The sequence below is a fragment of the Halopseudomonas sp. Lyrl_26 genome (assembly GCF_051948695.1).
Lineage (GTDB): Bacteria > Pseudomonadota > Gammaproteobacteria > Pseudomonadales > Pseudomonadaceae > Halopseudomonas > Halopseudomonas formosensis.
On record NZ_JAYJLH010000013.1, the window covers coordinates 14,131 to 27,245 of the forward strand.

The window sequence follows — 13,115 nt, forward strand, 5'->3', positions numbered from 1 at the left end:
GGAACTGCCGGCGATTCGCCCCGTACCTGCTCCGGAGCTATGCTGGGCTGAAGCCCGAACGGGGAGGAGGATGCCATGACTCTTGAGGGGAGCTGCCTGTGCCGGGGCGTGCGCTACCGTATCCACGGCCCGATTTCCGATGTCTACCACTGTCACTGTTCCATGTGCCGCAAGTTGCACGCCGCCGCCTTCCGCACCTGTGGCCGGATCCGCTCGGCGGACTGGCAACTGCTGCAGGGGCAGGAGCTGATCCGTTTCTATGAATCATCCCCGGGGGAGCACAAGGCCTTCTGCTCGGTGTGCGGCTCCAGCCTGTTCACCCGTTTCGATGCCCGTCCCGAGGTGTACGGCTTCCCCCTGGGAACCCTGGACAGCGATCCCGGGGTGCGCCCGCAGAAGCACGTGTTCGTCGACAGCAAGGCGCCCTGGTACGAGATCACCGATGACCTGCCGCAGCACCGCGAATTCGGCTGAACCTCACTGACTGGACCCGGCCGGCGGGGTTGATATACTCCGGCTTCACTCAGGAGGCGGGGACGACCCCGCCTCGTCATTCGCGAGGGGACGGCCCCATTCGGAGGTAACATGAATTGGGCCATTCTTGTGGTCGCAGGTCTGTTTGAAATCGGCTGGGCCATCGGCCTCAAATACACCGAGGGCTTTACCCGTCTGTGGCCATCGGTCGCCACCGGTCTGTCCATGCTGATCAGCGTCTGGCTGCTGGGTATCGCCATGAAGACCCTGCCGGTGGGTACCGCCTACGCAGTCTGGGTGGGCATCGGCGCCATGGGCACGGTGGTGCTGGGCATTCTGCTGTTCGATGATCCCGCCAGCCCGCTGCGGCTGATCAGTCTGCTGCTGATCGGCGCCGGAATCGTCGGCCTGAAACTGGCCAGCGGCTGATCATGCTATGCTCGGCGCCTTCTAAGCGGGGCGCCGGGCATGGCAGACAATCCACTGATCGAACTCTATCGCGACGACTGGCTGCTGGCGGTGCACAAGCCGGCCGGTCTGCTGGTGCACCGCAGCCCCATCGACCGTCACGAAACCGAATTTGCCCTGCAGTACGCACGCCAGCTCAACGGCGGCGCCCACGTCTATCCCTGCCACCGACTGGATCGCCCGACCTCGGGCCTGCTGCTGTTTGCCCGGGACCCGGACACGGCCAGTGCCTTCGGCAAGGCGCTGATGGCCGGGCAGGTACAGAAGAGCTATCTGGCGCTGGTGCGGGGCTGGGCGGCGGAGCAGGGGGTGATTGATCATCCGCTGCGGGAACATGCGGTGGACCGGCGCTGCAGGGATGAGCCCCAGCCGGTGCGCGAAGCCGTCACCCGCTTCGAGCGACTGGCAATCACCGAGATTCCGGTGGCGGTGGAGGGTTATCCGCAGAGCCGCTACAGCCTGATGTCGCTGCGCCCGGAAACCGGGCGCAAGCATCAGCTGCGTCGGCACATGCAGCACATCAGTCATCCGATCATCGGCGACACCAACTACGGCCGGACCCGGCACAACCACTACTTTGCCGAGCGTTTCGGCTACAGCCGGCTGATGCTGGCGGCCACCGGACTGGCCTTCGTCCATCCGGCGACCGGCCAGCCGATGAAGCTGCACTGCCCGCCCGAGCCGAGTTTCCAGCAGGTGCTGGAGATCTTCGACGGCGGGCTGCCGGCGTCCCTGCCGGACTGATCTCAGTCGAGAATCAGTACATGCCCGTCGCTGGGGTTGATGCGACCGTTGACCAGCGTATCCACCAGTGCCGGACCGCTCTCCAGACCCTGATGGACCTGCAGCTCGAGCCAGGGCGCAGCGGGGTTGCGCACCCGGTCGATGAAGCTCAGCTGTGCGGCATTGAAGCGGCGGGTGACCTCCGCCGGACCCCAGTCGGCATTGCGCTTGCGGATCTGGTTGGGGGCGAAGTAGGCCTGGGGCTGCGGGCCGGCCAGGTCCAGGTTCTGATCGCTGATGTGGTCCTGGCTGTGCGCCGAGCCGGCGTAGCAGTCATGCACCAGGGTGCCCTTGAAGTGGTTGTGGATGCGCTGGCGCAGTTCGCCGTTGCCGGAGAAGTCCACGTACAGGGTGGGTACCGAGGGATCCAGGGATTCCAGCTCATCGTAGGTGACGGCCTTGTGGTAGCAGCCAAGGCTCTCGACATAGGCCTTGTTGCTGCCCGAGGTCAGACCGATCAGCTCGACATCGTCACGGCCTTCCAGGCAGAACACGGTACCGAAGGCCGTCTTGCTGGATGCGCTGGAAACAACGATGCGCCTGGCGCCGAAGAAGCTGTTGTCTTCCAGGTAGTCAGCCAGCATGAAGGAGGTGATGAACAGCGGCCGCAGCAGCATCTGGTAATCTTCGTTTTCGGGACGGTAGGCGGCGTCGGTTCTGTTGCGCTGGTACTGGTTGTAGGCCGAGACCAGGTCCAGGCGGTGTGCTGCGCCGTCATAGAAGCCGCGCTCGGTGACGCGCACGGGCTCGACGACCAGATGGGTCGCGATCGGCCAGTAGCCATAGAAGCGCTCGCCGACTTCCAGACCCTCGACGGTGGTTTCGACGATTTCGGCAAAACCCCAGGCCGGCATGTGGCCCCAGCCCGCCTCGTCGGTGGGGAAATAGTTCCAGTAGCGCAGGTGCGGGGTGTCGCCGAAGGCGGCATAGGTGATGTTGTTGGTGGTCAGTGCCAGCCGGCTGATCTTCAGCAGTGCCTGGCCGGGTTGCAGATCGCCCTGGGTTTGGGTAACGATGCGGGTACGTGCGAGATCGCGCTTGTCCGTCTGCAGACTCTGGATCTGGGTCATGATGGGCTCCTTGATCAAATTCATTCCATCGACAGGGTACGCCAGCCGAACGCTGGCCGGGTTCGGATAACCATGAGCAGCAAGACCCCTTCGGTAACCCGCAGCAAACCGCTCAAACGCCCCACTCAGGCCCGGGCAAGGTTCACCGTGCAGGCGATTTTCGATGCCTATGTTCGGATTTGGCAGCGTGACGGCTGGGAGGGGCTGACCACCCGGGCGGTGGCGCTGGAAGCCGGGGTCGCCATCGGCACCCTGTATGACTACTTTCCCAGCAAGGAGGCGCTGCATTCGGCCTATGTACGCCACTGCATGGAGACCCTGATCGAGGCCGTGGATCAGCAGGTGGTGGCGCCGGCACAACTGAGCTGGGAAGAGCGCATGCGCCGGCTGGTGCAGCTGCTCAGTGGCTGCCAGTCGGTGTCCTGGTTTCATCCCGACATGCTGGCGCTGGAGCCGCGGATTGCCGAGCAGAAGCATCAGCAGCGGGCCTGGAGCGAGTTCCTGGCCATGTGGCGACGGGTATTCGATGCCTGCAGCGACCTGCCCCGGCGACCGGATGAGGCCCTGGTCGAGGCCCTGCATCTGGCGATCTGGGGTGGCCGCCGCTATGCCATGCAACTGCGCCTTGACCAGCCCCGGATGCAGCAGTGGGCCGTGGAGATGGAGCAGCTGTGCCTGGCCAGGCTGCGGGCGATCGACTGAGCCCTACAGCGACTGCAGCGTCAGGATGGTCCCGGTCACCAGCAGCAGACCATAGACCAGTTGGCGGAAGCGCTGCTCATTGACCCTGTGATGCAGGTATTCACCGACCAGCATGCCCAGCACCAGCAGCGGGATGAACCAGGGCAACCGGGGCAGGGCCGGAACCAGCTCGCCCTGCATCAGCAGCATCAGACTCAGGCAGGCATTGAGGGAAAACCAGACGCAGAGCAGGGTGGCCCGCAGCCGCCGCTTGTCCAGCTGGGTCCCGGCCAGGGCGTACACCAGCAGCGGACCGCCCGAGGCGAACAGGCCGTGGGTCAGGCCCGCACCCAGGGTCAGCAGTCGACTCAGCCACGGCGGGTGCGGCCGCGCCGGTCTGCCGCGGTGCAGACGCCAGAGTTCACGGCCGGCGAACCACAGCATCAGTATTCCCAGCAGCCCCTTGAGCAGATCGTCCGCCAGCCATTGCTGCAGGGCGAATCCTGCCAGTGTGCCGAGCAGCATCAGCGGCAATATCACCCGCAGCAGCAGGGCACCGTCCAGCTGGCGGCGATGGCGCAGCACCAGCGATCCACTCATCAGCACGTTCAGCGGCACCAGCACCGGCAGCAGCTCAGCGACCGGCAGCAGCAGCGCACCCAGGGCCAGGGCGATGACCAGACTGCCGAAGCCGGTGACGGCCTCCACCGTATAGGAGAGCAGGACGAACAGGCCTATCCACAGCCAGGGATCCATCACGGGCGGCGGGCTCCACTGCACTGGGCGAAATAGTCCAGGGTCTCGGCGGAGGTCTTGCTCGGCACAAAGCCGAACTCCTCCTTCAAACGCCGGTTGCTGAGTACCGGGCGGTACTGCAGGAACCTGACCTGCGCCGGGCTGGTGGGCCGGCCGCGCCACTGGGCCAGTTGCAGCCCCAGGCGTACCAGCCATACCGGCAGGGTGCGCACCGGCTTGTTCAGCCGCGCGGCAATCTCGCGCATGCTCAGGGCGCCGTCACCGGCCATGTTGTAGATGCCGGTGCGGCTCTGGCGCAGCCCCATCTCCATGGCGGCGATCACGTCCTGATCCCAGATGAACACGAAGGGCGAATCGCTGCCGCGCAGGGCGAGCAGCCGCGGCGCCATGAACAGCTCGGTGATCTGGTTGCGGGTGTCGGCGCCGAGTATGGTGCCGGGCCGGAAGATCAGCTGCTGCAACTGCGGATGGCCCTGGCGATAACTTGCCAGCATTTCCTCGATCTGCCGCTTGTGGTCGGAGTAGGCGAACTCGGGATTGCCGCGCAGCGGGTCCTGCTCGTCGATCCACTCCGGGTTGTCCGCATGGTAGCCGTAGGCCGCGCCGGAGCTGGTCACCGTCAGGTGCCTTACCCCGGCGCGCAGGCAGCATTCCAGTACGTTGCGGGTGCCGTTGACGTCGATGTCGAAGTCCCGATGGCGGTCGGCGGAGGCCTGGAGTACCGAGGCCAGGTGCACTACGTGGGTGATCTGCTGCTCCTGCAGCAGCTCGGCCAGCGCCGGGTCGCGGATATCCAGCTGGTGTACCGGGAAGTCCAGATCATCCCGTGCCCGGATATCGGTCCCGACAACATGCAGATCCGTGGCCAGACGGTTACCCAGTTGATGTCCGAGATAGCCGGCAGCGCCGGTAATCAGGATGCGCGGTGTCATGACAGTTGCTCCTTGATGGTGGCGGGCGCCAGGGCGGGATCATCGGCGGGCAGTGGCCGGCGTGCCCAGTACTGGGACAGGGTCAGGCCGCTGACCAGATGCCATACGCCCCAGAAGGCGGTGATCAGCAGCATGCCGCCGGCATTGGGGAAGAAGGTGAAGAGAATGACCAGGCCCAGTCCGGAATTCTGGATGCCGACCTCCAGGGTCACCGCGCGGCGGTCGCTCTCAGCCAGGCGGCACAGACGGGCCATGCCGTAGCCCAGCAGCAGTGCCAGCAGGTTGTGGCCGACCACCAGCCAGAAGAAGCTGTGGAACCGCGCGAGGAAGAGATCGACGTTGCGGCTGAAGGCAATCGCCACGAAGCCGAGAAAGACCAGCAGGGATATCACCCGCAGGGGTTTCTCGCTGCGCTCGACCAGACCGGGAAAGCGGCGACCTGTGGTCATGCCCACCGCCATGGGCAGGGCCAGTACCAGCAGCACCAGCCAGAGCACGCTGCCCGGCTCCAGGCTGATCTCGGTGAGATAGGCGCGGGTATGGGGGTTGAGCCAGCCGTACAGGGCAAAATTCAGCGGCGTCATGATGGTGGCGGCCAGACTGGAGACCGCGGTCATGCTCACCGACACCGCCAGGTTGCCCCGGGCCAGCCAGGTCATGACGTTGGAAAAGCTGCCGCCGGGGCAGGCCGAGACCAGGATCATTCCCAGCGCCAGTTCCGCATCAATGCGCAGCCACCAGGTGACCAGGCAGGTGGCGGCGGGCAGCAGCAGGAACTGGGCGACCAGCCCGACCACCGGTGTGACCGGAGCCCGGGCGATACGGCGGAAGTCCTCCAGGCGCAGGAACAGGGACACGCCGAACATCATGCAGGCCATGATGATGTTCAGCACCACCATGCTGGCCGGATCGAAATCCAGCGCCGGTGCGCCGTTCATTGGCTCACCACCAGTGCGGCGGGTGCCGCGGGCAGCGCCTGCTCCAGCTCCGCAATATGCCGGTGCAGCGCGGCCAGATAGACCTCCTTGTTCACGTAGTAGGCCATGCGCGCCAGCTTGATGTAGCGATAGCCGCCGTCCAGCCGTTCGCCGGCCCGGTTCTGCCGGGCCTGATCCAGCGCCGCCACCGCCTGGCTGCCGGCCTGCCGGTGGTGCAGGTAGAGCGCCACCAGACGGGCCTGCTGGTTGCGGCCCTCCCAGCCCAGGCCCGTCGCCTCGATCATGCCCATCATGAACAGGTTGTCGTACTGCGGGTGGAAGATGTTCATGTACAGCTGGGGTGCGTCTTCATTTTCGGGCCAGTTCAGGTGGCGGCGCTCGATGAAGGGGTAGTCCAGCTGGTAACCGGTGGCCTGGAGTATGAGGTCGTATTCGGCGCTGGCGCCGTCGGCAAACCTCACCCGGTGCCCGTCGATGGCGGCGATATCCCGACGCGGGGTGATGTCGCCATGCCCCAGATGGTGGAGGATCAGCGAGTTGACCACGGGGTGGGACTCGTACATGCGGTAATCGGGGTCAGGCAGACCGTAGTCCGAGGGCTTGCCGAGGATCATGCGGATCATGGCCGCATCGATGCGCTGCTTGAGCGGGCGCGGCAGACGGCGCTTGCCGCCGAGAGTGTCGATGGGCCGGCCCCGGACGAACTTGGGCAGGAAGTAGTAGCCCCGGCGCAGGCTGATATCCACGCTGGCGGCGTGGTGCGCGGCGTCCACGGCGATGTCCGCCCCGGAGTTGCCGCAGCCGACCAACAGCACCCGCTTGCCCTTGAATACCTCGGGGCTGCGGTAATCCGCCGAATGCATCAGTTCGCCGCTGAACTGCCCCGGCAGACCGGGGATGTTCGGCTTGTGCAGGGTGCCGTTGGCGATCAGCACGCCATCGAATCGGCGCCTTTGCTGTACACCATCGCGCTCGCTGAGCAGCATCCAGCCGTCCCCGTCCGGCGTCAGCTCGATGACCCGGGTGTTGAACTCGTAATGGCGTCGGAGCTGGAAGTGCGAGGCGTAGTCGTGGAAGTAGCGGCGCATCTCGCTGTGGTGCGGGTAGGGCGCCACGCTGTCGTCCATGGGGAACTCGGCAAATTCGGTCATGCGCTTGGACGAGATCAGGTGAGCGCTGTCGTACATGGTGCTGTGCGGGTTGTCTATGTCCCACAGGCCGCCGACATCACTGTGCTGTTCGAAACCGATGAAGGGGATTCCAAGCTTCTGCAGATTGCGCGCGCTGGCCAGACCCATGGGTCCGGCGCCGATGATGGCATACATGTATGCTGACTCCTTATTGTTATGATGCCGAGTCTACGGCACGGGAATCAGTACGTATCCCACCAAACGGGACAGGGAACCGGCAATACGGGCCATGCACGATATCAGCGAACAGACAGTCACTCCCAGGTACAGCCAGGCCATGCTGCAGCTGGCCGAACGGGCCGGCATTGCCCTGCCGGAGGCGCTGCGCGCCCGCATGGAGGGGCTGCAGCGGGTGCCCATCCACTGGCAGGACGAACTCTGGGAGGCGTTGTGCGAGGCCAGTGGTGATCCCCTGGTGGGGCTGCAGCTGGGCCTGCAGATCCAGGTCGGGCATCTGGACAGTCTCGGCATGCTGCTGGTGACCTGTGACACCCTGGGCGAAGCGCTGGAGGAACTCATGGAGTACACCCCGGTGATCAGCGATGGCGGTGAATTCCGTCTGCGCCGTGAAACGGAGCTGGTGTTCGTCGAGTATCGCCCGCGCTTCCAGGTGCGCCAGGCGGAACGGGCCGAGGCGGCCATGGGCAGCCTGCTCAACCTGACCGGCTGGGCCACCGGCGGACGCTTCCAGCCGGCGGGCATCTGGCTGCGCCACCGGCCACTGGCCGCGCCGGAACGCTATGCAGAGCTGACCGGCTGCCCGGTGCATTTTCAGGCCGAGCATTATCAGCTGGGCATCACCCCCGAGCAGCTGGCGCTGCCGCAGATCCAGGCCAACAGCGTGCTGCGCGACCACCTGCGCCAGCTGGCCGATCAGATGCTCGCCGAGCTGGGTCGCCAGAGCATGGCGGCCGAGGTGGAACAGCTGATACGCGCCCATCCGCGCTGGGGCAAGGAGCGCATTGCCGAACAGCTGCAGCTCAGCGGCCGGCACCTGCACCGGCGGCTGGCCGAGGACGGGCTGACCTTCAAGGCGCTGCGCGACAGCGTATTGCAGTCCATGGCCTGCCAGCTGCTGGGTAGCGACCTGCGCCTGTCGCAGATCGCCGAGCAACTGGGTTTTTCCGATGAGAACGCCTTTACCCGAGCGTTCCGCCGCTGGCAGGGCGTCACGCCTGCGCGCTATCGGGAAACCCGGCGCTGAAAGCCTGTCGGTTTCACAGATCCAGTTGCTGCTGAACCTGCTGTTCCCGCTCCCTGGCATTGAGCGGCTCGCCGCGGCCGGCCTCGTAGGTCAGCTCGCCATGATACAGGCGGGCAGGGCGGGTATAGGGATGTTCCTCGCAGTGCTGTTCGTCCTGGATGTGCAGCACCTGCACTCCCGTCGTCATCAGTACATCGGAAATGATCGAGCGGTGGCAGCGCCACCAGAGCACCTCGGCGCACATCAGCGCGGTACGGTGCCGCGCAGCCAGTTCCTGCAGGCGGGCCAGGCCCCGGGCGAATTCGGCACTGGCCACATGGTCGGCGTAGCCGCGGAAGGAGGTATTGCGCCAGGCCGTGTTGGGCGAGTCGGCTGAGGGGCGGCGCCGGCCGCCGAGTTCCGTCAGCAGCTGGTAATGGATGCCCGCCGCCTGCAGGCTGTCTCGCAGCGCCTGCTGGCCGAACTGCGGCAGCCGGCGGGAGCCCGGAAAGCGCCGCACGTCCGCCAGGGCCTCTATTCGGTAATGGCGCAGCAGGGCGATGAAGTCCTCGATCGAGCGGGTCGAATGGCCCAGGGTCCAGATGGTCTGCGGCTGGGCCATGTCACTTGATCCTGGTCAGGGCGTCTTCCCGGTGCATGGCGATGTGGTCGGTCCTGTCGCTGCGGATCTCGTACTGCGGCTTGTCTTCGCTGGCCCGGCGGGGGTGGCCCTTGTAGCTGATATCGGACGTATGCACCTTGATGATGGTGCCGCTGACCCGGCCGGCCTCGGAGTTCCAGCTGACGTGATCATCGACCTTGAATCGGGGTGCCATGGCGGCCTCCTCAGGACGGGTGTGCCTGTCTTCTGTGACCGGCAAAGGCGCGGAAGGTTGTGTCGGCAATCGGCTGGCAGGCCACCAGTCCCGGGACTAGGCTGGAGGGATCGTCAACCCCAGACCGGAGGTGAGCTGTGGAAACCATGGAACTGCATCGCGGCAGACTGCTGGATCATGTGCAACTGGTGGTGCGCGATCTGCCCGCCGCTGAACGCTTCTATATCGCTGTCGCCGCCGGGCTGGGCATACCGGTCGGCGGGCGTGGCGAGGGCTTTGTCTGGATCGATGAGCTGGTGCTCTCGGCGCTGGACTCGCCGGCGGCACTCGGCGAGCCCACAGGGCGTCATCATCTGGCCTTCCAGGCGCCGGACCGGGAGACCGTGGAGGCGGTTTACCAGGCGGCGCTGGCCGCCGGGGGGCGGGACAACGGCGCACCGGGACTGCGGCCCTATCATCCGGACTATTACGCCGCTTTCGTGCTGGATCCCGACGGCAACAATATCGAGGTGGTCTATCACGGCCCCGCCCGGCGCAGTGCGCCTTCGGTACAGATCTCCTTCGACCTTCAGCAGGGAGCCTGAGCCGGGCGGCAAAGAGTCGACCGCAGCGGTAAACTAGCCGATAATCCTGTTGCCGCAAGGACCTGTCCCGTGCCCCGAATTCGCCGTTGGTTACCCATCCTGCTTGCGCTTGTGCTGTTGCTGCTGTGGTTTGCCTGGCGCCAGTGGCAGGGGCCGGAGATTCCTGCCTATCAGCTGGAACAGCGTCCGCTGGTGCAGCGGGTAGTGGCCAGCGGCGAGGTCGACAGCCAGTCGCTGGCCCAGGTCGGCAGCGAGATCACCGGGGTGGTCAAGGCGCGGCACGTGCGCGAAGGCGATGCGGTACGGGCCGGGGATCTGCTGATCGAGCTGCACGACGAGGAGCAGCAGGCACGGCTGCGCGAGGCGGAAGCGGCGTTGCGGCAGCTGGTCCAGTCCCAACGCCCGCAGACCGAGGCCGCCCTGCGCGAGGCGCAGTTCAATCTGGCCCAGGCCAGCCGTGAGCGCGAGCGTCGGGAAGCACTGGTGGCGCGGCAACTGCTGCCGGCCGAACAGGGCGAGCAGGCCCGGCAGGCCGAGATCAGTGCCCGCTCGGCATTGCAGCGGGCCCAGGCCGCTGCGGCGGCGGCCGCCCCCGGCGGCAGTGACGAGCAACTGTTGCAGCAGCGTCTGGCCGCCGCCCGCGCTGCGCTGGAGCGCACCCGCATCCGCGCCCGCTTCGATGGCGTGGTACAGGTGCGCGCGGTGGAGCCGGGGGATGTGGTACAGCCGGGCACGGCCCTGCTGCAGATCGCCCGGGCCGACAGCCGGGAGATCCTGGTGCCGCTGGATGAGAAGGAGCTGGGCCCGGTGGCGGTCGGGCAGCCGGCGCTGATCATTGCCGATGCCTATCCGATCAAGGTGTTGGAAGGCCGCGTCAGCTTCATCGCCCCGGCGGTGGATACCAACAGGGGCACCATAGATGTGCATCTGGAGTTGCTGGAGTCGGCGGACTTTCTGCGCCAGGGCATGACGGTGTCGGTGGATATCCGCACCGCCAGCCGGGATCAGGCCCTGGTCATTCCCAATGATGCCCTGTTCAACCGTCGGGGTGACAGTGCCGAAGTGCTGCGCCTGGCCGGCGGACGGCTGGCCGAGCGGGTGCCGGTGCGCCTGGGGCTGCGGGGCACCGGGCTGACCGAGGTGGTGGAGGGGGTGGGCGCCGGGGATGTGCTGCTGACCGATGAGCAGGCCGAGGGGCGTCGGGTGCGGGCACGCATCGATCCGCTGCGCGAGGATCGGCGGGAATGAGCATTCGCCCGCTGCTGTCCAGTGCCTGGACCGAGTGGCTGATCGCGCTGCGCTTTCTGCTGGACAACCGCATGCAGACCCTGCTGATCCTGTTCGGCATCACCGTCGGCTCGGCGGTCATCGTCTTCATCACCGCCATCATTACCGGTCTGCAGAGCAACGTGGTGGACCGCACCCTGGGCACCCAGGCGCATATCCGGGTGCTGCCGCTGGACGAATTCAACCGTCTGGCGCCGTTGCCCGCCGGCACCCTGTCGCTGCTGCGCGAGAGTCCGCGGGCCCAGCGGCTGCGCTCGATCAGCAACTGGCAGGATGTGGTGACCCTGCTCGACCAGCACCCGCGGCTGACCGCCGTGTCACCGGTGGTCAGTGGGCCGGCGCTGGCCCTGAGCGGCGTGGCACGGGCCTCGGTGGCATTGATCGGCATGGATCCGCTGCGCTATGAGCGCATCATCCCCATCAGCGAGGATCTGCTCGCCGGCCGCTTCCGGGTCGGGGCAGGGCACGCGGTGATCGGCAGCGAGCTGGCCCGGGATCTCGGGCTCAATACCGGCGACAAGCTGCGGCTGGACGGCGGCGAGGGCCGCGAGGCGGTGGTGGATGTGGCCGGCATCTTCGAGCTGGGTGTGCGCGAGCTGGATGCCCGTTACGTCTACCTGGATCTCAAACAGGCCCAGACCCTGCTGGCGCTGCCCGGCGGCGTGACCGTAATCGATACCCGGGTGGACGAGATCTTCGCCGCCGATGAGCTGGCCCGGCGTATCGAGCGTCTGACCGGCCTCAGGGGCGAGAGCTGGATGGAAACCAACGGCCAGCTGCTCAACGCACTGCGCTCCCAGAGCATGACCACACAGATGATCCGCCTGTTTGTCGGTATCTCGGTGGCCTTCGGCATCGCCAGCGTGCTGGCGGTCAGTGTGGTGCAGCGCACCCGGGAGATCGGCATCCTGCGCGCCATGGGCAGCCCCCGCGGGCAGATCCTGCGGGTATTCCTGCTGCAGGGCGGCCTGCTCGGTCTGCTCGGTTCGGGAATCGGCGGCGCCGTGGGCTGGCTGCTGGTGCAGGTGTTCAACATCTTCGGCCCGGGGCTGTTCCAGGTGACGGTCGAGCCGGGGCTGATACCGGCGGCCATGCTGATCGCCTGCGGGGCCGGCGTGCTGGCAGCGGCGGTGCCGGCCCGCCGTGCCGCCCACTATGATCCGGCGGTGGCGATCCGTTATGTCTGATGAAGTCCTGCGCCTGGAAGGCATCGGCAAGACCTTCAACCAGGGCACTGCGCTGGAGGCCAGGGTGCTGCAGGACATCAACCTGCGGCTGGGGCGCGGCGAGCTGACGGCGCTGATCGGCCCATCCGGGTCGGGCAAGAGTACCCTGCTCAATCTGATCGGCCTGCTGGATGTGCCCACCGCCGGAGAACTCTACCTGCAGGGGCGGCCGACCCGCAGCAGCGACGATGCCACCCGTACCCGGATGCGCAATGAGTCGCTGGGCTTCGTGTTCCAGTTCCACCATCTGATTTCCGCCTTCAGCGTGCTGGAAAACGTACTGATGCCACTGATCATCCGCAGCGGGCGCCCGTCGGCCGAGGCCGTGGAGCTGGCCCGCAGCCTGTTGCAAGAGGTGGGGCTGGAGCGCCTTGCCGACAAGAAGCCCACCGAGATCTCCGGTGGCCAGCAGCAGCGGGTGGCCATCGCCCGGGCACTGGTGACCCGACCGCCGCTGCTGCTGGCTGACGAGCCCACCGGCAACCTGGACAGTCGTACCGCCGCCAGCGTGTTCGACCTGTTCCGCCGCATCAACGAGCAGTTCGGCTGCTCCATCCTGGTGGTGACTCACGCCCCCCGACTGGCGGCCAGCTGCCCGCGCACCATAGAGCTGGTAGACGGCCGGATTGTCAGCGACGGGGCGAGCAGTCCCATGCCTACGTGAAAAACAGGTTGATTGTTATAATATAACAATTCATATTATGCGC

16 protein-coding genes are annotated in these 13,115 nt (G+C 66.3%); 9 read left to right on the forward strand and 7 right to left on the reverse strand.

The window, feature by feature from the left end; all coding sequences use genetic code 11:
• The first annotated feature begins 75 nt into the window (after positions 1 to 75).
• From VF673_RS12800 to VF673_RS12810, 3 genes are all read left to right on the forward strand, one after another.
• Entirely contained in the window at positions 76 to 474 is a 399-nt protein-coding gene (locus VF673_RS12800) for a GFA family protein (protein ID WP_440292244.1), read from the forward strand.
• Positions 475 to 585: 111 nt separating this feature from the next.
• Entirely contained in the window at positions 586 to 903 is a 318-nt protein-coding gene (gene sugE / locus VF673_RS12805; protein WP_090536044.1) for a quaternary ammonium compound efflux SMR transporter SugE, read from the forward strand.
• Between the two features lie 39 nt (positions 904 to 942).
• Positions 943 to 1,686, forward strand: a complete 744-nt coding sequence (locus tag VF673_RS12810) for a pseudouridine synthase (protein ID WP_440292245.1) — start codon at positions 943 to 945, stop codon at positions 1,684 to 1,686.
• Positions 1,687 to 1,688: 2 nt separating this feature from the next.
• On the opposite strand, the gene VF673_RS12815 is transcribed toward VF673_RS12810, so the two are convergent.
• Positions 1,689 to 2,795, reverse strand: a complete 1,107-nt coding sequence (locus VF673_RS12815; protein ID WP_440292246.1) for a DUF2855 family protein — start codon at positions 2,793 to 2,795, stop codon at positions 1,689 to 1,691.
• A 72-nt stretch (positions 2,796 to 2,867) separates the two neighbouring features.
• Between VF673_RS12815 and VF673_RS12820 the strand changes: the two genes are divergently transcribed.
• Entirely contained in the window at positions 2,868 to 3,497 is a 630-nt protein-coding gene (locus VF673_RS12820; RefSeq protein ID WP_440292247.1) for a TetR/AcrR family transcriptional regulator, read from the forward strand.
• Positions 3,498 to 3,500: 3 nt separating this feature from the next.
• Here VF673_RS12820 and VF673_RS12825 read toward each other — a convergent pair whose 3' ends face one another.
• From VF673_RS12825 to VF673_RS12840, 4 genes are read right to left on the reverse strand one after another with little or no spacing between them, the layout of a single operon-like run.
• Positions 3,501 to 4,232, reverse strand: a complete 732-nt coding sequence (locus VF673_RS12825; RefSeq protein ID WP_440292280.1) for a sulfite exporter TauE/SafE family protein — start codon at positions 4,230 to 4,232, stop codon at positions 3,501 to 3,503.
• Positions 4,232 to 5,164: an SDR family oxidoreductase gene (locus tag VF673_RS12830; RefSeq protein ID WP_090536053.1), complete on the reverse strand. Its 933-nt coding sequence runs from the start codon at positions 5,162 to 5,164 to the stop codon at positions 4,232 to 4,234. The genes VF673_RS12825 and VF673_RS12830 overlap by 1 nt, the downstream gene beginning before the upstream one ends.
• On the reverse strand, positions 5,161 to 6,102 hold the full coding sequence (locus tag VF673_RS12835; RefSeq protein WP_440292248.1) for a bile acid:sodium symporter family protein: 942 nt from the start codon (positions 6,100 to 6,102) through the stop codon (positions 5,161 to 5,163). The genes VF673_RS12830 and VF673_RS12835 overlap by 4 nt, the downstream gene beginning before the upstream one ends.
• Complete coding sequence (locus tag VF673_RS12840; RefSeq protein WP_440292249.1) at positions 6,099 to 7,427, reverse strand: flavin-containing monooxygenase; 1,329 nt, start codon at positions 7,425 to 7,427, stop codon at positions 6,099 to 6,101. The genes VF673_RS12835 and VF673_RS12840 overlap by 4 nt, the downstream gene beginning before the upstream one ends.
• A gap of 94 nt (positions 7,428 to 7,521) precedes the next feature.
• On the opposite strand from VF673_RS12840, the gene VF673_RS12845 reads away from it, so the two are divergent.
• Positions 7,522 to 8,496 (forward strand): AraC family transcriptional regulator, encoded by a 975-nt coding sequence (locus VF673_RS12845; protein ID WP_273125420.1) that lies wholly within the window; start codon positions 7,522 to 7,524, stop codon positions 8,494 to 8,496.
• Between the two features lie 13 nt (positions 8,497 to 8,509).
• Here VF673_RS12845 and VF673_RS12850 read toward each other — a convergent pair whose 3' ends face one another.
• Positions 8,510 to 9,097 (reverse strand): DUF488 domain-containing protein, encoded by a 588-nt coding sequence (locus VF673_RS12850; protein WP_440292250.1) that lies wholly within the window; start codon positions 9,095 to 9,097, stop codon positions 8,510 to 8,512.
• A 1-nt stretch (position 9,098) separates the two neighbouring features.
• Entirely contained in the window at positions 9,099 to 9,311 is a 213-nt protein-coding gene (locus VF673_RS12855; protein WP_440292251.1) for a DUF2945 domain-containing protein, read from the reverse strand.
• 146 nt (positions 9,312 to 9,457) lie between these two features.
• On the opposite strand from VF673_RS12855, the gene VF673_RS12860 reads away from it, so the two are divergent.
• From VF673_RS12860 to VF673_RS12875, 4 genes are all read left to right on the forward strand, one after another.
• A complete protein-coding gene (locus VF673_RS12860; RefSeq protein WP_440292252.1) occupies positions 9,458 to 9,895 on the forward strand; it encodes a VOC family protein in 438 nt (145 codons plus the stop codon).
• 69 nt (positions 9,896 to 9,964) lie between these two features.
• Positions 9,965 to 11,143 carry an efflux RND transporter periplasmic adaptor subunit gene (locus VF673_RS12865; RefSeq protein WP_440292253.1) on the forward strand — a complete coding sequence of 393 codons (1,179 nt, stop codon included), beginning with the start codon at positions 9,965 to 9,967 and terminating at the stop codon, positions 11,141 to 11,143.
• Positions 11,140 to 12,369: an FtsX-like permease family protein gene (locus tag VF673_RS12870; protein WP_273125429.1), complete on the forward strand. Its 1,230-nt coding sequence runs from the start codon at positions 11,140 to 11,142 to the stop codon at positions 12,367 to 12,369. The genes VF673_RS12865 and VF673_RS12870 overlap by 4 nt, the downstream gene beginning before the upstream one ends.
• Positions 12,362 to 13,072, forward strand: coding sequence for an ABC transporter ATP-binding protein (locus tag VF673_RS12875; RefSeq protein ID WP_440292254.1), 711 nt, complete (start codon positions 12,362 to 12,364; stop codon positions 13,070 to 13,072). The genes VF673_RS12870 and VF673_RS12875 overlap by 8 nt, the downstream gene beginning before the upstream one ends.
• The last annotated feature ends 43 nt before the right edge of the window (positions 13,073 to 13,115 follow it).